Source organism: Sorangium sp. So ce836 (assembly GCF_028553905.1).
Classification (GTDB): domain Bacteria; phylum Myxococcota_A; class Polyangia; order Polyangiales; family Polyangiaceae; genus Sorangium; species Sorangium cellulosum_D.
Genome location: NZ_CP102233.1, coordinates 4,709,726 through 4,727,859, shown reverse-complemented (window position 1 = coordinate 4,727,859; position 18,134 = coordinate 4,709,726). Strand labels below are relative to the sequence as shown.

Below are 18,134 nucleotides of genomic sequence, written 5' to 3'. Positions count from 1 at the left end.
AGGGCGATCCGCTCTCGATCACGCTCCCAGCGAGCGGGTCGCGCGCGAGCGCGATCACGCCCACGTCGCCCCAGATGTCCGGCCGCGGCCTCTGCAGCCCGGGGCGGTTGTTGTCAGCTGGCGACTTCAACGGTACCGGCGCTCAGGTGGAGATCAGCAGCGACGGGCGCGGCTACTTTCACTCAGTTTGACTCCGGGTCTCGCGTGAGCAGTAGGCCTATGTCCTGAGGCCACACGTCGCGGGGACGTCGACCGCGCAACACATCAGGATGGGGCCTGCACTTCCGACAAACGCGCTGAGAAGCCGATTCCGTGCCGGCCGCGCTGCCCGTGGACAACGGTGAAAACCCGTTGCGCAGGGGGGAGGCGGTGGGATGCTGGACCGGATTCACAAGGGTAAAAGGCTGTCATCGCCGTGATGACATAGCCACGACGCCCTGAATGAACGTCATTCCTTACGGTGAAGCGAGCGCTCGTCGAGCGCAGCCGCGCGTCGGCCCGCTCAAGGGGGGATCGGGATGAAGCTCTGGGGGATCTCTGCGTGTGCTCTCTCGATGGTGCTCATCGGGTGCGTGGGCGAGCCCAGCGGGGAAGAGGAAGATGTGCAGCAGACCGCGCAGGCGCTGCGTGAGCGCAAGCGCGACCTGATGTCCGGGCCGGGCGCGAAGCTCGGGCCTCATCTGCGCGCGCTGCAGCGGGCGGCGGCGGCGCGTCCGTCGGCCGATGAAGCCGCGTTCGACAAGAAGTTCGCGGCGCTCCGCGTGCAGGACGGCTACGTCGCCGTCAGCGCGTACGGCGACGACGGCGCGGCGCTCGCGGCGCAGCTCGCCGGCGAGGGCATGCTCGACGCGAAGGTCCATGGCGAGTCCGTGTCGGGCCGCGTCCCGATCGCGCGCCTCGGCGCCATCGCGGCCATGAGGGACCTGCGGTACATGAAGCCCACGATGGCGATGACGCAGGCAGGTCTGGTCACGACGCAAGGCGATCGCTCGCTGCGGAGCGACATCGCGCGCGCGCGGTTCGGCGTCGATGGCCGAGGGGTCCGCGTCGGCGTGTTGTCGGACAGCTTCGACTGCCGGCGTGAGCCGTTCCTCCCCGGGCAGATGTTCACCGACGCCGCGGAAGACATCCGCAACGGCGACCTGCCTCCGGACATCGACGTCCTCGAGGATCTGGACCCGACGCAGAATGGCGGATGCTTCGATGAAGGCCGCGCCATGATGCAGATCATCCACGACGTCGCGCCGGGCGCGAGCCTGTCCTTCCACACGGCAGCCCTCGGCGAGGAGGACTTCGCCGCCGGCATCGTGGCGCTCGCCGAGAAGGGCGCGGACATCATCGTCGACGACTACTTTTATCTCTCTGAGCCGATGTTCGAGGACGGGCTGATCGCCGACGCCGTGAACAAGGTGGTGGGACAGGGCGTGGCGTACTTCACATCCGCGGGCAACCGGGCACGCCATTCCTATCAGTCCAGGTTCCGCGACTCTGGCCGCGTCGGCGCGTCCGGCGGGCAGCGCCACGACTTCGATCCGGGTCCGCGCGTCGACGACCTGCAGCGCGTCTCGGCGAGCGCACGCTCGCTGACGATAGTGGCGCTCAACTGGGATCAACCCTCGCTCTCGGCCAACGGCAGGCGCGGTTCGCGGAGCGACGTGGACCTGATCTTCTACCACGACAACGGCGAACCCGTGGAGGAGTGCACGCTGGACCCCGCGCAGATCGTCTGCCAGATCGCAGGCATCGCCAACAACCTCGGCGGGGACGCGGTCGAGCTCGCCTTGCTCGTCAACGGCTCTGATGGGGACATTGACTTCCAGCTCGGTCTCGAGCTGATCGCGGGCCCGAAGCCGGATCTCATGAAATACTTGTGGTTCGAGCGCGCGGGTAATTTCAGCGTCGACGAGTTCGACACCCGGAGCTCCACGACGTTCGGTCACTCGAACGCCGCTGGCTCCGAGGCGGTCGGCGCGGCGGCGTGGTTCCAGACCGAGGAGTGGGGCCCGCTCGATCCGGCGTGCGTGCCCGCATGCCTGGAATCCTTCTCCTCCGTCGGCGGCACGCCGATCTTGTTCGACGATCGCGGCAGGCGCCTCCCGATCCCAGAGGTGCGGCTGAAGCCCGGCGTGACCGGACCGGACGGCGGAAACACGACGTTCTTCGTCAGGCCCCTCACGATCGAGATCCCCGGCAGCACCGAGCCCGACCAATTTCCGAACTTCTTCGGTACCTCGGCGTCGGCGCCGCACGTCGCGGCCGTGGCCGCCCTGATGCTCGACGCACGCGCGCGCGACGTCGCGGCCGGCACGAGCTTCTTCGGCTCAGGCAGGCTCCGACCGTCTCTCGTGTACCTGGTGCTGAGGCTCACCGCGGAGGACATGCGGCTGCGGGACCTCGGAGGCGAGATCGGTCCGGTGCCGGTCGAAGGAGCCCGCGGCTTCGACTTCGAGACGGGCTTCGGCTTCGTGAACGCGGTGCGCGCGTTGCAGGCGGTCTCGAGCCTCTAGCGAAGCCCGGGCTCGACGCTCGGGCCACGCAGCGCGACGCGATGGAGCGCTCGCCGGCGGCTGCTGCGCGCAGCCGGCCGGCGCGTCGTTTTCTTGCCGTCATGTCAGACGCCCGGAGGGCGCGGCGAAGGAATGGGCAGGCGGATCGCTCGGGGTGAACCCCCGGGGCCCTGCCTCATTCCACGGCACTGGCCGCGCCGCTCGCCCACCGGCAGCGCACGCTCGCGTGGGCGCGCGCCAGGCAAGAAAGGCACTCATTTCCATGCGAACTCCCATGCACACGGGTTCTCTATCGGTCGTCCTCGCCCTGCTGGCGAGCCTCGCGGGCTGCGTCGCGCCCGGCCCTCTGGACGAGGCTGGAGGCGAGGCGGTGGACACCGCGTCCGACGCGCTCGTGGCGGACCGGGCCAGCCTGCCGACGCCGGCGGCTTACTGGAGCTTCGACACCTGCACGGACGGGACGAACGCGCGGGTCCGGGAGGACTCGGGCCAGGGGGCGTTCGGGGTGATGTCCGGCCGCGGCCTCTGCAGCCCGGGAAAGTTCCTGTCCGCCGGCGACTTCAACGGCGCCGGCGATCAGGTGGAGATCAGCAGCGCGGGGCGGAGCTATCTCCACTTCCAGGACCGGATCACGGCCGCAGCCTGGGTCAACCCGCGGAGCGTGACGGGGAACCGCACCATCGTGAACCAGTGGTACGCCGCAGACTCGTTCCTGCTCGGCATCGCCCAAGGCAAGTACTTCTTCTCCGTGGCCTTCCCCAACGGAGGCGCGGGCCAGCACGTGATCGTCGAGACCCCCGCCGTCGCGAACGCGTGGGCCCACGTCGCCGGCGTGTACGACGGCGCGGCGCTCAAGCTCTACGTGAACGGCGAGCTCCGCGCCTCGACGCCCGCGTCCGGCACCCTGCAGCAATCGACGCGGCCCATCGTCATCGGCGGACACCCCGCCTGGAACGCCTACGATGGCCTGATCGACGAGGTCCGCCTCTACCAGCAGGCCCTGAGCGCCACGCAGGTGGCGCAGCTCGCCGCGGGCGAGGTCTACCCGGTGAGGGCGTATTACGTCTATCCGAACGACCAGCCATATCACCAGGAGTACGTCGACGCCATCAACACGTACCTGGCCGAGCTGCAAGGCTGGTATCGCCAGCAGTCGAACGTCTCGTTCCACCTCGTGGGCTCGGTCCAGGCGGTGCGCTCGTCCCAGAATTACCTGAACATGCGCTGCGGCTCGTCGCCGTCGAGCGCCTGCCAGAACAACCCGATCGAGATCCCGAACTGGCTGAACGCGGTGTCTCAGGCCGTCGGCGGCTTCCCGGGGCGGCAGTCCACGCTGGTCTTCTCCCAGGGCGGCGGCGGCTATGCCGGCGCCAACCTGTATGGCGACTACACCGGCTTCGCCGTCGTGGGCGACTGGGTGCTGGAGCCCATCTCCGGCGTGCGCGAGCCGCTGGCCATCCACTGCGGGTACGCCACGTGGCAATGCCTCGACGGCACGCCGAAGGGGACCGTCGCGCACGAGCTCGGGCACTCGTTCGGCCTGCACCACCCGGACAGCTATCCCGGCGAGTCCATCATGGGATGGCACGGCGGCTACCCGACGACCATCTTCTTCGATCACGAGCAGATGATCCTCCAGGAGAGCCCGATGCTCTCGTCCGGCGTGCTCGTGCGCGGCGGGCTCTGGCTCGACTTCGGGAACGCCGACACCATGTACTCGAACACGACGGTGACCCTCACCGGCTCGGGCTTCGGGCCCGGCGCACAGGTCGAGTTCGTGGACGCCACGCACACCGCCGTCGTAAGCCCGACCACCATCACCGCGACGAGCCTCACCGTGCAGGTCCCGAGCGGCCTCGGTCCCGGGTACATCCGCGTGCGCAACGGCAGCGGGGCGAGCAACAAGGTCGCCGTGAACTTCTATCCCTGAGGGCGGAGGCCCTCGCGGCGGCGCCGCAGCGCCCGCGCCGCCGTGAGCTGCGGTGTCCGCGCGCCGCGCCGGGTCCGACCGCTGAGGAGGCTCGCCCCCCGGCCCGGCGCGGCCGCTCTTCCCGCGCCCCGGCGACATCGCGTGCGCCGCCCGCCTCTTGACCTCGCGCGACGACAATGCGACAAGAGCAGTACGACGAACGAGGTCGCGAGGTCGCGAGATCGAGCACGGCGCTGTACGCGAGATCGAGGCGATGCTCGGGCCATCGCCGTGCCGCGAGGAGAAAAGTCGACGGCGCGCTCCGTCGACGCGATCCCCGTTCCTTACCTGTCCACTGCAAGCGGTTCATGCGCAGCGTCGATCCGCGTGCGTCGTGATCATCCGAGCGCCTTGCGGGAATCTTTGCGGTTAACCTATGTTGAAACAATCGCGATTGCGCCACTTCGGGAATTTTTCATCGTCACCCGTGCTCGGTGCGTTGCTCCTGCTCGGCGCGCTGCACATCAGCGGCTGCGGCGATGACGGCGATGGTGGCTCCGGCGGCGGCGGTGGCCAGCCTGGGACGACCAGCAGCGGCACGACGGGAAGCGTCACCTCCGGCGGTCCGGACGGCACGACCTCGGCGTCGACCGCAGGCACCGGCGGCGCGAGCACCACCAGCAGCAGCAGCACCAGCGCCGGCACCGGCGGCGGCGGCGAGGGCGGCTCGGGTGACGGAGGCGCGGGCGGTGAGCCGACGCCGCCGGTCGATTCCGGTCTTCCGACGCCCCCCGGCGCCGACAACGTGGCGAAGCCCTCCGGCGCTGTCGGCGGGCTCAAGGTCATCGATTGGGCCGGCTTCGCGGGCGCCGTGACGTACTCCTTCGACGACGTGAACCAGACCCAGATCCAGAACTACGATGCCCTGAACGCGCTCGGCGTGCCGTTCACCTTCTATGTCTGGACCGGCAAGAACGAAGCGAACAATCCGGTGTGGACGAAGGCGCTCATGGACGGTCATGAGCTCGGCAACCACACGAAGAGCCACAGCAGCAACGACAACGGCTCTGATACGGACGCCGCGACGCAGTTCATCAAGGACAAGTGGAGCGTCACGCCGTATACGATGGCGGCTCCGAACGGCTCGGATGCGTATGTGAGCATCTCCCAGTCGCGCTTCCTCATCAACCGCGGCGTGTCCAACGCCCTGATCAGCCCGAACGACTCGAGCAATCCGTTCAAGCTGCCCACCTACATTCCCCCGCAGAACGCCAGCACGGCGCAGATGGACGCGGAGGTCACGAGCGCGCGGACGGGCAAGAAGTGGCGCACCTTCTGCATCCACGGCTTCACCGGCGGCAGCGACGGCGCCTATCAGCCCATCCCGCTCAACGCCTTCCTCGAGCACGTCAAGCACGTCAAGGATTTCGGCGACGTGTGGATCGGCACCATGGAGACCATCGGCGCCTACTGGCGCGGCCAGAAGGCGGTCAGCGACGCCGACAGCACCCAGGCCGGCGGCGCGACGACCTACACGTGGCAGCTGCCCGCGAACTTCCCGCCGGGCAAGTACGTGCGCGTGACGGTCACCGGCGGCACGCCCAAGCAGAACGGCGCCGCGCTTCCCTGGAATCCGCACGGCTACTACGAGGTGGCGCTCGACGCGAAGTCCCTCACGCTGTCGCCGTGAAGCGAGCCGCCCGAAGGTCCGCGCCGTCACCGGCGCGGCTTCGGGCAGCGCCCACCCACACGTTCATGCCAGGATGGCGGTCACGCGCAGCCGTGGCCAGCGAGCGGCGACCGCGCCGGCGGCGTAGAGCGCGGTCGCCACACGCCCTGGTGTGCAAGCGGCCCCTTCGAACCACAGGTACCATGTCTGACACCAGCGGGAGAACCATGGGGAGCTTCGCTCGGTTGCTCCGCGAGCCGGTCGTTCATTTCCTCTTCATCGGCGCGCTGCTGTTTCTCGCCCACCGGCTCATCGTCGGCGACCCGAGGGTGGTCGTCGTCGGCCCGGGGCTGAGGGCGGACGTGGAGCGGCGGTTCCGCGATGAGACGGGGCGGGCGCCGACCGAGGAGGAGCTGAAGGCGGCGATCGACCGGTGGAAGCGGGACGAGGTGCTCTATCGTGAGGCGCTGCGGGAGGGGCTCGATCGGCAGGACGCGACGGTGCGGACCGTGCTGGCGGACAAGCTGCGGGCACGGGCGGCGCAGCAGACGCCGCCTCGGGAGCCGACGGATGCAGAGCTGGACGCGTGGTTGGCCGCTCACCGGAGCCACTACGAAGCGCCGCTGCGGTACAGCTTCGAGGTCGTCGCTTTTCCCAAGAGCGACCCAGCGGCAGAGGCGCAGCGGTCGGCGTATCGACGCGCGCTGGCCGACGGTGCAGACCCGAGCACGCTCGGTCGTCCGATCGCGGGCGGCAACTTCACCCGCGACAAGCTCACAGCCAAGTTCGGACCTGCGGTCTCCGAGAGCATTTGCAACCTGCCGCTCGCGACGTGGCAGCCCCTGGAGACCGAGGACAGCCTGCTGCTCGCGCGGGTCAACCGGATCGAAGGGGGGCTGCCCAGCCGCGAGTCGATACGTCCGACCCTCGTCGTCGACTGGGTCGCCGCGAGGAAGAGGCAAGCCGCCGACGACTTCGTCGAGAGCGTCGTCGCGCGGTACAGGTTCGAGGAGGTGCCTTGAATCCTCCGTGGCTGCTCCGGCTGGCGCGGGCCCTGCCGCTCCTCTTGGCCGTATTTCTGGCGCCTGCCCCCGCAGAAGGCCACGAGCTCAATTCGGCGTCGCTCTCGCTGACGGAAGTGGAAGGGCGCGAGGGGCGGTTCCTCGTGCGCTGGGAGGCGAGCTCGTCCACGCTCAGGTCCGAGCTCGCGTCGCCCGCCGTGTTCCCCCCGCCCTGCAAGCTCGACGGGGAATTTCTCGACTGCGGGCCCGCCGGCCTGGTCGGCACCGTCGAGCTCCCCTGGCTCGAGGGTAGCGAGACCAACGTGATGGTGGCGATCGAGTGGCGGAGCGGAAGCCGGCTTCTCCGGGTGTTGACCGGCGGCGACCCGAGCTTCGTGGTTTACGGCATCCCCGCCTCCGCCGGGCTCCTCGCGCTGAAGCCGATCGTGATCGATTACGCGTGGCTCGGCGTCGAGCACATCCTGACCGGGTTCGATCACCTCCTCTTCGTCATTGCGCTCACGCTCCTCGTGCGCGGCGGTCGGAAGCTGGTCGGCGCCGTCACGGCGTTCACGGTCGCGCACAGCCTGACGCTGGCTTGCGCCGTGTTCGGCTGGCTGACGTTGCCGGCTCCGCCGGTCGAAGCGAGCATCGCGCTCTCGATCGTCCTGGTCTGCGGCGAGTGCCTGCGGCCGGCCGACTCGCTCGCCCACCGCGCCCCGTGGGCCGTCACGTTCGCCTTCGGTCTGCTTCACGGGCTCGGGTTCGCGTCGTCGCTGCTCGACATCGGACTGCCGGAAAAGCATGTGCCGACCGCGCTCCTGTTCTTCAATGTGGGCGTGGAGATCGGTCAGCTCGGCGTGATCGCGCTGGTGCTCGCGCTGAGCCTCTTGGCCGCGCGGGTCCCCGTGCAACCGGCGACGGTGCGGCGCGGTCTGGTGTATGCGATGGGCGGAATGGCAGGTTACTGGTCGATCGAGCGCGTCGTGGCGACCCTGACGGGCACCAGCTTGTAGCGGATCCCGCGGAGGGAGTAGCACAGAGGGCGCAGAAGGCGCAGAAGGCGCAGAGGATAGAAATTCTTTTCTCCCCTCTGTGCCCTCTGTGGTTCAAATTCTCTCATGAGATCAGAGACGAGCTCGACCGAGACGGGAGCAGCGCGCCCCCGCTCCACGGCGGCGCTGAGATTCCACGGATGTCGATGGGTTTCGTCTCCGCCTCACCGCGCGGGAGCGCGGGCGGCTCGGGGCGGCGGCGCACTGGCCGCCGGAGGATCGCCCCCTCACACCGGCGGACGTCAGGACTCGCGCGGGCGCTCGAGCTCGTCCCAGAGGCGCACGTCGCTGCGCTCCTTCAGGAAGATACCGCCGACGACCACGGTGATGAGCGCCACCGCGATCGGATAGAGGAGGCCCGCGTAGATGTTGCCGGTCGCGACCGTCACCGAGGAGGCGATGAGCGGGAGCAGACCGCCGAACACGCCGTTGCCGACGTGGTACGGGATCGAGAGCGACGTGTAACGCACCTTCGCGGGGAAGGCCTCGACGAGGTAGGCCGCGATCGGGCCGTAGACCATCGTCACGAAGAGCACGAGCACGAACACGAGCAGGGTGAGCACGACCGGGCTGTCCGCGTTCTGCTTCATCGCCCAGAACACCGGGAAGAACCCGATCGCGCCGCAAAGGTTGCCCGCGATCATGATCTTCTTCCGGCCGATGCGGTCCGAGAGCGCGCCGAAGAACACGAAGAACGGCATGCCGAGGGCGAGCGCCGCGGCGACCACGACCGTGGACGTGATGAACGGGACCTTCAGCGTGTTCTGCAGGAAGTAGAGGGCATAGAACTGCCCCGTGTACCAGACCACGCCCTGGCCGGCCGTGGCGCCGAAGAGGGCGATCAGGATGACCTTCCAGTTGCGCTTGTTGCCGAGGCTGTCCTTGATGGGCGCGGCCGACGTCTTCCCCTCGGCCTTCAGCTTCGCGAAGATCGGCGACTCCTTGAGGCGGACGCGCACGTAGAAGGACACGCCGACGAGGAGCACCGACAGGAGGAACGGGACGCGCCAGCCCCAGTCCTTGAAGGCGTCCTCGCCGACGATGAGGCGGCTGCCGAGGATCACCGCCAGCGAGACGAACAGGCCGAGCGTCGCCGTGATCTGGATGAACGAGGTGTAGAAGCCCCGCTTCGCGTCAGGCGCGTGCTCGGCCACGTACACCGCCGCGCCGCCGTACTCGCCCCCGAGCGCGAGGCCCTGCACGAGGCGGATCAGGACCAGCGCCAGCGGGGCGACGAGCCCGGCGCTCTCGTACGTCGGCAAGACGCCGATGAGCGACGTCGCGCCGCCCATGAGCAGCAAGGTCACGAGGAACGCGTACTTCCGGCCGACGATATCGCCGATGCGCCCGAACACGAGCGCGCCGAACGGGCGGACGACGAAGCCGGTGGCGAACGTGCCCAGCGTCAGCAGGAAGCCGGCCGTCGGGTTGTCCTTCGGGAAAAAATGCGTGGAGATGATCGCGGCGAGACTCCCGAAGATGTAGAAGTCGTACCACTCGATCATTGTGCCGCCGGCGGACGCGAAGATGACCTTCCAGAGCGTGCCGCTGTCGACGACCTCGCGCCCGGCCTCGCGGGCGCGGCTCGGTGGGGTCACAGCGAGGATTTCGGGAGACGTCTGTGCCATGGGAGCGGTTCCTCGAAGGAGTTCCAGCGCTTGTCGAGAGGGCTGAAGCCGGGCTCGCGCCGGCGTCGCGCCGTGGAGAGGGAGCCACGGTGTCGCGCAGAGCCTCTCGTGCCCCGCGTGACGGCGCGGCCGCGTTCGGGGGGACGAGGGGCCGGGCAACAGGGCAGCGCGCGGCTCGACGCCGCGTCACCCCCACGGTGTTCCGTCTGCTGATCTCCAGGATCCGAATACCACGCGAGGCGCCGCGAGAGTACACGTTCTGCTACGGGCCAATCACGTAGACAGGCCCGTCCAGTGAGATCCCGTTACGATCGGTAACACCCGCCGGTGCTCCAGGTGGCATCTCGTCGACTCAGGCCCGTCTGGTGAGATCCCGTTACGATCGGTAACACCCGCCGGTGCTCCAGGTGGCATCTCGTCGACTCAGGCCCGTCCGGTGAGATCCCGTTACGATCGGTAACACACCGCCGGTGTTCCAGAGGGCATCTCGTCGACTCAGGCCCGTCCGGTGAGATCCCGTTACGATCGGTAACGCCCGCCGGTGTTCCAGAGGGCCATTTCGCCCTCGCCCCGCGCGGTCCGGCTCACGGCGCCGCCTCGGGCCCGCGCCGCGCCCCGGGCGCGCCCGCGAGCGGGAGCCGCACGACGACCGTCGTCCCCTGCCCCACCGCGCTCCGCAGCGTGAGCGTGCCGCCGTGATCCTGGACGATCGAGCGCGACAGCGGCAGCCCGAGCCCCGTGCCGCTCGGATCGCGCTTCGTCGTCACGAACGGCTCGAACACGGCGGCGAGGAGCTCCTCGGGGATGCCCGAGCCGTGGTCCTCGACCTCGACCACGATCTCGCCCGCGTCGATCCGCCCGCGGACGGCGATGGTCGCGCCGGCCCCGGACGCGTCGCGGGCGTTCGCGAGCAGGTTGACGAAGACCTGCACGAGCTCGCGCCGATCCCCGACGACGACGAGCGACTCCGGGCAGGCCTGCTCCACCCGGACGTGCGGCGCCGCGCGGTCGAGCCGGAGCAGCCGCTCGGCCTCGGCGATCACCTGGGCGAGCGACACGCGCCCGACCCGCGCGCGCGGGCCCTCGCCGGGCGACGGCACGGCGCCGGTGCGGCTGTGCTCGAGCAGCGTCCGCAGGATGGCCTCGATGCGCGCGGTCTCGCCGAGGATGAGGCCCGCGCGCGCGCGGATCTCGTCGCTGTCGGCCTCGGCCCGGAGGTTCTGCGCGAGGCAGGCGATGCCGGTGAGCGGGTTGCCGACCTCGTGGGCCACGCCCGCGGCGAGGCGGCCGAGCTGGGCGAGCCGGTCCTTGTGGGCGAGCTGCGCCTCGAGCGCGCGCTGCTCGGTGCGATCCTCGACGAGGAGGACGACGCCGCCCGAGGCGGCGCGCGCGTCGAGCGGATCGAGCGCGGCGCGGTGCACGCGCAGCGAGCGCGCGCGCCCGGCCACGTGCGCCTCGATCTCCTCGGCGCCCGCGCCGGCCTCGCCGGCGGACGCCGCGCGGACCGCGCGCGCGAACAGCTCCGCGAACGGGGCCGGCAGCCGGTCGAGCGGCGCGCCGACGAGGTCGCGCTCCAGGGCGCCGACGAGCGCCTCGAGCCGCCGGTTCACGAGGCTGATCGCGCCGTCGGAGCCCACGGCGCAGACGCCGAGCGGCAGCTGCGCGAGCACCGAGCGGAGCCACCGCCGCAAGAGGTCGAGCTCGCGCGCCGCGCCGACGAGCCGCGTCTCCCCGCGCGCGAGGCGGCGCTCCAGCCACCGGAGCTCCTCGGTGAGCGCGCCGCCCGCGCCCGGCGCCGCGGCGGGGGCGCCCGCCTCCTCCGCGACCGTCCTCGCGAGCACCGGGCCGACCAGCGGCGACAGGTTGCGGTGCAGGCGCTCCTGCAGCGCGTGGAGCTCGGTGGGCCGCGTCTCGTCGCGCGGGATGTCGAGCTCGATCCGGGCGCGCGTGACCTCGATGCCCGCCGCCTCGCGGCCGAGCAGCCGGGCGAGCCGCTCCTCCAGCGCGCCGACGCTCGAGGCCACGGTGGCGCGCTCCACGGACGGGCCGATCTCGCGCCGCCTGCACAGGCGCGCCGCCTCGCGCTCCGCCTTGGCCGGCGGGCGCAGCAGCGAGACGAGCCCGAGCGTGCCGCCGTTGACGGCGAGCGACACGAACGTCGGCAGCGACCAGGTGTCGATGGGCAGGGCGCGCCCCGCGCGCGCGGCGCGGCCGCCCTCGCGCAGGAGGTCGAGCCACGCCGGATCGAGCCCGGGCATCCCGGGGAGCAGCGGCGCGAGGCACAGGGTCGTCCAGGCGGCGATGCCGGCGAGCAGCCCGGCGATGAACCCCGCCCGCGTGGCGCGCTCCCAGAAGAGCACGGCGAAGAGCCCCGGCAGGAGCTGCGCGAAGGCGACGAACGACACGATGCCGCTCTCGACGAGCAGCCCGCCGTTCGCCTGCGCGCGGTGGAAGAGCCAGCCGCCCACGAGGATGGCGGTCAGGAGCCCGCGGCGCATCCACAGCACGCGCGCGTAGACGTTGCGGCGCAGCGTCCTCCGGGCGAGCGGCAGGAGCAGGTGGGTCGCGCTGTCGTTCGCGAGGGCGACGGCGGTGACCATGACCATGGCGCTCGCCGCGGAGATGCCGCCGATGAAGGCGGCGAGGGCGAGCCAGCGCTGGTCGAGCAGCTGGGGCACGAGCAGCACGTAGCTGTCGGCGGGCCCGGCCGCGGCGAGGCGGGTCCCGGCCCAGAGGATGGGCAGGACGGGCAGGTTGAGGGCGAGCAGGAACAGCGGGAAGGCCCAGGCGGCCCTGGCGAGCGCCCGGTCCCCGGCGCCGCTGGCGAAGGCCATGTGCCACTGCCGCGGCAGCAGGAAGGCCGCGGCGAAGCTGATGACGAGCAGCGAGGTCCAGCCGCTGTCCTCGCGCACGGGGCGGGCGAGCGCCTCGACCTCGGCGGCGTGATCGCGGAGCCAGCCCGCGAGCCCGGAGGGCCCGCCGAACGCGCCGAGCACGGCGGCGAGGCCCACGGCCGCGAGCACGGCGAGCTTCGCCGCCGACTCGAACGCGACCGCCGTCGCGAGGCCGTCCTCGCGCCGGCGCTCGGCGGACGGGCGGGCGCCGAAGAACGCCGTGAACAGGGCGAGCAGCGCGCAGAAGACGGCGCCCACGGCCTCCTCGTGCCCCGGCCCGGACAGCACGCGGACCGACTCCTCGGTCGCGCGGAACTGCTGCGCGACGTAGGGCAGGCTGGCGACGAGGGAGAACGCGGCGACGAGCGCCCCCGCGGCGGGGCTCTGGAAGCGGAACGCGAGCAGGTCGGCGAGCGACGAGAGGCGCTGCTCGCGCGTGATGTGGAGCACGCGCGACCAGAGGAGCGGCGTGGCCATGCACGCGAGGGTCGGGCCCAGGTAGACGGCGAGGAAGACGAGCCCGTGGCGCTGCGCGAAGCCGACGCCGCCGTAGTAGGTCCACGACGAGGCGTAGACGCCGAGCGAGAGGGCGAGCACGAGCGGGTGGCGCGCGAGCGCGCGGGGGATCCGCTCGCGCTGGGCGGCGAGCGCGATGGCGGCGAGCACGGCCAGCCAGGCGACGGTGGCGAACAGGAGGACGCCGACGGCGATCACGGCGGCGGCTCCCGCACGGCGCGGGCGGCGTCGCCGGGGGCGCCGCCGCCGGGGGCGCCGCCGCCGGGGGCGCCGCCGCCGCGGGCGGCGTCGCTGCGGGAGGCGTCGCCGCGGGCGGCATCGCCGTGGGCGCCGTCGCCGCGGGCGGCATCGCCGTGGGCGCCGTCGCCGCGGGCGCCGTCGCCGCGGTCGGCGCGCGTCGCGAGCCAGGCGAGGGCGATCAGCGCGACCCACACCGCGAAGACGGCCACCACCGCGAGCGGGCCGCGCGCCCAGAGCAGGCGCGCCGGCGATACGAGGAGGACGGCGCCCAGCAGGGCGAGGACGAGCGCGCGATCCGCCGCGCCGGTCTCCGCGTCGTGACCTCCGCGCATACCGCAAGAGGCTACTCAGGGTGGGGTCGCGCTGTCATGCGAACGTGGAGGTCGGGAGAAGAGCGGAAAAATTCAACGATTCTCGTGGGTTCTAGCTCACCCGGCGCGCCGGGACCGCTCACCCGGCGCGCTGGGACCGCTCACCCGGCGCGCCGGGACCGCTCACCCGGCGCGCCGGGACCGCTCACCCGGCGCGCTGGGACGGCTCACCCGGCGCGCCGGGACCGCTCACCGGCCCTCGGCCGCGATCTGGGCGAGCATCGAGCGCGCGTGCGCGATCACGCCCTCGTTGCCCGTGTCCATCCCCCACTTCGCCGCCATGGCGGGCCAGGCCGCCCAGCGCTCCTGGGCGTGGGCCGCGAGGCCGGGCCAGGTCGCGCCGCCGGCCGCCTCGAAGCGCGCGATGCACGCGTCGAACGCGGCCTTGCTGAAGGCGCCGGCGAAGAGGGCGAAGTCGACCGAGGGATCGCCGAGGTGGGCCTCGGTCCAGTCGAGGATCCCGGTGAGCCGGCCGCCCTCGTCGAGGAGCATGTGCCCGGGGTGGAGGTCGCCGTGCACGAGGGCGAGGTGGCGCGGCCACACCGCGTCGTTCGCGAGCCACCGCTGCCACCGCGCCCAGAGGGCGTCGGGGGGCGAGAGCGCGGCGCGCGTCTCGTCCATGGCCCGGGCGTGGAGCTGCCGCGCGTCGTCGATGGACTTCACCGGGACGCCCGCCGCCGCGATCGCCTCCACGTCGACGCGCTGCAGCGCCGCCAGGGCGTCGGCCATCGACGCGATGAACGCCTCCGAGGGCGCCGCCGGGTCGACGCGGTTCCAGCGCACGCCCGCCTCGGGGACGAAGGTCACCGCGGGGACGTCGCCGAGCCTCGGGTAGGCGATCACCTGGTCGGTGTGGACGCGCCAGTCGGGCACGGCGACCGGCAAGCGCCCGCGCACGAGGGCGAGCACGCGCGCCTCGACGCGCGCGGCCTCGACCACCGCGGCCCGGCGCGGCGTGCGCACGATCCACGGCACGCCCTCCTCGTCGCGGGCGTGCACGGCGAGGAAGTCGAGCCCGGTCTGGTCGAAGCCCTCGTGCGAGGCGACGAGCCGGAGCCCCTCGCGGCGCGCCGCCTCGAGGAGCGCGCCGACGGAGTCGATGGGCGCGAAGGAAGGAGACGTGGACGGGGTGGACGGGGTGCTGGAACGTTCGGTCATGATCGCGAGCCTCGTCGCGCGTCGCCGCTGCGGGCGACGCGCGTGGATGGGGAAGACTCGCGGCGCGAGCTCACGACCGGCCAGGCGTGCGTGGCATGCTCCTTCCAGGCTGCCGGGCGTGAGGCTCCGCGCCCCGGTCTTCCGCGTTGCGGGGGAAGACAGGGCACGGACGGGCACCCGCGCGCTCGCCACGTCGACCCGGCCGCGCCGGGGTTACGGGGAGGACGAGGATGCCGAGCTCAGCGCAGCCGGAAGAATGCCACGGCCGGAGCATCTCACGCCGCGCCCTGCGCCGCAACAGCGTTCACGGCGCTCGGCGCGACGCTGGCGGAGCGGCACGGCGGCGCCGCGAGCCCCCGGCTCGGCCTCCTCCATCCAGGCGGCGAGCGTCCCCTTCACCTGGCTACGCCTTCGCCTCTCTCCCGGAGAGCTTCGCCTTCACCAGGAAGTGCGAGAACGCCCCGAGGAACTCGCTCACCGACACGCTGCCGTTCCTGTCGACGTCGCAGACCTGCAAAAACTCGTCGATATCGCCGTCTTGAAAGCCCTTCTCGCGGAACTTCGCCATGATCTCGGCGACGTCCAGGGTGCCATCCCGATTCGTGTCGATCTCCTCGAAGACCTGGAGCATCGAGTCGCGCATCATCGCCTTGAAGATGGCGTCGCGGAGCTCGAACTCCAGCACGTCCAGGATGCTCCCGTCGGGAGACTCCAGGAGCCAGGGCGCCATCATCGTGGATCTCAGCACCGTCACCGTCGAGCCCGGCGACGCCGAGACCCCGAGGCGCCGCTTGTAGTCCTCGATGAAGACCTTGCCGTAATGCTCCTCGCTGAAGTCGGTCGTGCTCACGATCATCCGGTAGTGATAGATGTCGTCCCCGGGGGCGATGCTCAGGAGATCATAGATCGCCTTGTTCAAGCGGTTCATCATGTCGAGGCTCGTGTTGATCGAACCGTCGGGGTGCTTGAAGTTGACGGCGTAGGTGAGGATGTTCTGGTCGGGGCCGAGCTCCGGCAGCAGCGCCATCGCCTCGGGGTCGGCCAGGAGCTCCTCGAGGCTCGGCCGGTCGATCCGCTCGCGGATGAACTGCAGCTCGCTCTCCGCGTCGCCGCCCCCGATCTCCGCCGGGAGCCGCGGGACCGGGACGAGGATGAACCGGTCTTCCGGGCGAGCCAGGCAGAGGAGCCGCGCGTAGAACCTCTTGCAGTTGAACAGGGCCTTCCGGTGGAGCTGCCCGTACCCGCTCCGGGTCGGCCGGATGACCTTGTGGCTCAGGTAGACCGCCGCCACCGCGGCGCCTGGCTTCGACCCTTCGAGCCCGTAGATGCCCACGGTTGGCTCCGCGTCCCCGTGGACGATGTACGGGGCCTTGAACGTCACCATGTCGCGCATCGCCGAGTTCCGGTAGCAGAGCGCCCCGGCCGGGTAAGGGACATAGCCCGACTTGTGCGGGTCCACCGTGATCGAATCCGCCCGGCCGAGCGCCGAGAGCTGCGCCGTCACGTACCTGCTCATCCCGATCTCGGCCGCGGGCCCCGAGGGCGCGTCCTTCGCGCGCGGCCCCTCGTCGGGGCGGAGGATCGAGGCGAAATAGCCGCCCCAAGCGGCGTCTGCGTGGACCGCGAACGAGAGCCCCTCCTTCTGGAATCGTTGGCGCAGCTCGAGGATCCCCTTCAGCGGATCGACCGCGCTCTCCTCCGTGCTCCCGACGACGCTCACCACGGTGTAGACCGGCCGCCGCTCGTCGAGGCAGCGCTTCAGCGTCGCCTCCAGCGCGGAGAGGCTCATCCGCGCGTCGCAGTCCACGGGGATGTCGAGCACGTTCGCCGAGCCGATGCCGAGCACCGCCGCCGCCTTGGGGAATGAGTAATGCTTCGTGGCGGGGACGAGGAACACGGGCGAGCACGGCAGGTCCGCCCCACATCGCCGGTAGAGCTCCTGGATGCCGAGGTGCTGGAGGGAGTGGTCCGCCATCGCGGCCGTGATCGTGTCGCTCGAGATGCCGTACTCCTGCGTGAGGCGCGCGGGCAGCGCGAGGATCTCGTCCACCTTGAGGTTCAGGAGCGACCAGGCGTCGAGCGCGCCGAACAGCGCGCGCCTGCCGTCGCACGTGGTCACGACGAGCTCACGCGCCGCCGAGAGGCTCGGCTCGGACTTCAGCGCGTCCCGGAGCGACAGCGGGTAGAACTTCAAGTTCCTGGCGGACCAGATCGCCTCGATGTTCGCGACCGTGCCGCCGCAGGTGATGTGCCCCCACGGTCGAACGGCCTTGTCGCCGGCGTCCTCGTCCGGCAGCGCGTAGCCGAGCATCCGGCAGAGATCGTCGCCCACGATCATCTCCAGGATCGTGGTCGCCGTGGACCCTTCGAACGCGACGTTGTTGGGGTTGTAGAGCATCGCGGCGAAGTAGCCGAGCACGCTGGGGATCGAGGTGTCCCAGTTCATGTGCCCCTGATACCGATCGCTGAAGAAGGGCACCGATTTCTTGAGGAACGACATGAGCGACCGGAAGTTGTCCTTCAGCGAGTCCATCGCGTGGAGGTAGGCCGGGTGTCGCTTGGACTGCTCGGTGATGTGCGTGGGATCCTGAGGGTGGAAGTTCCGTCGCCAGAACGAGTGATCCCGGATGGCCTCGACGATGAGCCTCTCGAACTCGTCGGCGTTCTCGGCCTTCGGGCCCAGAAACCACGCCTCCGGCGCCCTGGTCCCGGCCCCTTTGAGGAACGGGCCGTCGCCGAATTGGAAGGTTTGTTTCATCCTGGATTTGTCGTTCGACGCCCGCCCGCTCATGGTGCTTTCGCTCCTCTTTGCTCGCTGTCTCGAGGGAATCTCGCAACGAGGGTGGCCAGACGGTACAAGGTCACCTTGGCCACGGTCAAGCCGGCGCGATCCGCCCGGCGCCGGTGAGGACGCGGCGTGAACCGCGGCACGGGCGACATCGGCCTACCTCGGGCAGGCCAGCGACGCGAGCGCTCATTCGGGCGGTGTCCGTCGGCGGTTTCGAGTCGATCCCCACCGCTGCTAGAGTGATGTGTCGTCGCCGCTCGGGCGTTCGGACACACGGCACCCTCTCTGCCCCTACTGACACGCACAACGCTCCAGCGTGCGTATCTAGATAGGAGGGGGAGATGCCGGGATGGTCCTTCCCTCTCCTCTTGGCGGCCTCGGCGCCATGGCGGTTCTTC

General features: G+C 70.9%; 10 protein-coding genes. 5 read left to right on the top strand and 5 right to left on the bottom strand.

The window, feature by feature from the left end; translation table 11 throughout:
• Positions 1-518 precede the first annotated feature (518 nt).
• The 5 genes from NQZ70_RS17425 (at position 519) to NQZ70_RS17405 (ending at position 8,102) form a co-directional block, all read left to right on the top strand.
• Positions 519-2,507, top strand: a complete 1,989-nt coding sequence (locus NQZ70_RS17425; protein WP_129575212.1) for a S8 family serine peptidase — start codon at positions 519-521, stop codon at positions 2,505-2,507.
• A 274-nt stretch (positions 2,508-2,781) separates the two neighbouring features.
• Positions 2,782-4,437: a LamG-like jellyroll fold domain-containing protein gene (locus NQZ70_RS17420; protein ID WP_165374019.1), complete on the top strand. Its 1,656-nt coding sequence runs from the start codon at positions 2,782-2,784 to the stop codon at positions 4,435-4,437.
• Positions 4,438-4,903: 466 nt separating this feature from the next.
• On the top strand, positions 4,904-6,106 hold the full coding sequence (locus NQZ70_RS17415; RefSeq protein ID WP_129575210.1) for a polysaccharide deacetylase family protein: 1,203 nt from the start codon (positions 4,904-4,906) through the stop codon (positions 6,104-6,106).
• 182 nt (positions 6,107-6,288) lie between these two features.
• The gene (locus NQZ70_RS17410) at positions 6,289-7,107 is read left to right on the top strand and encodes a peptidyl-prolyl cis-trans isomerase (protein WP_207217877.1); all 819 of its coding nucleotides are present in this window, start codon (positions 6,289-6,291) and stop codon (positions 7,105-7,107) included.
• The gene (locus NQZ70_RS17405; protein ID WP_129575208.1) at positions 7,104-8,102 is read left to right on the top strand and encodes a HupE/UreJ family protein; all 999 of its coding nucleotides are present in this window, start codon (positions 7,104-7,106) and stop codon (positions 8,100-8,102) included. The genes NQZ70_RS17410 and NQZ70_RS17405 overlap by 4 nt, the downstream gene beginning before the upstream one ends.
• Positions 8,103-8,383: 281 nt before the next feature.
• Here NQZ70_RS17405 and NQZ70_RS17400 read toward each other — a convergent pair whose 3' ends face one another.
• From NQZ70_RS17400 to NQZ70_RS17380, 5 genes are all read right to left on the bottom strand, one after another.
• Positions 8,384-9,769: an MFS transporter gene (locus NQZ70_RS17400; RefSeq protein WP_129575207.1), complete on the bottom strand. Its 1,386-nt coding sequence runs from the start codon at positions 9,767-9,769 to the stop codon at positions 8,384-8,386.
• Between the two features lie 584 nt (positions 9,770-10,353).
• Positions 10,354-13,377, bottom strand: a complete 3,024-nt coding sequence (locus tag NQZ70_RS17395; protein ID WP_129575206.1) for an ATP-binding protein — start codon at positions 13,375-13,377, stop codon at positions 10,354-10,356.
• Positions 13,374-13,751 (bottom strand): hypothetical protein, encoded by a 378-nt coding sequence (locus tag NQZ70_RS17390; RefSeq protein ID WP_165374018.1) that lies wholly within the window; start codon positions 13,749-13,751, stop codon positions 13,374-13,376. The genes NQZ70_RS17395 and NQZ70_RS17390 overlap by 4 nt, the downstream gene beginning before the upstream one ends.
• A gap of 228 nt (positions 13,752-13,979) precedes the next feature.
• Entirely contained in the window at positions 13,980-14,948 is a 969-nt protein-coding gene (locus NQZ70_RS17385; RefSeq protein ID WP_129575205.1) for a macrolide 2'-phosphotransferase, read from the bottom strand.
• A gap of 403 nt (positions 14,949-15,351) precedes the next feature.
• Entirely contained in the window at positions 15,352-17,706 is a 2,355-nt protein-coding gene (locus NQZ70_RS17380) for a pyridoxal-dependent decarboxylase (RefSeq protein WP_129575204.1), read from the bottom strand.
• Positions 17,707-18,134 lie beyond the last annotated feature (428 nt).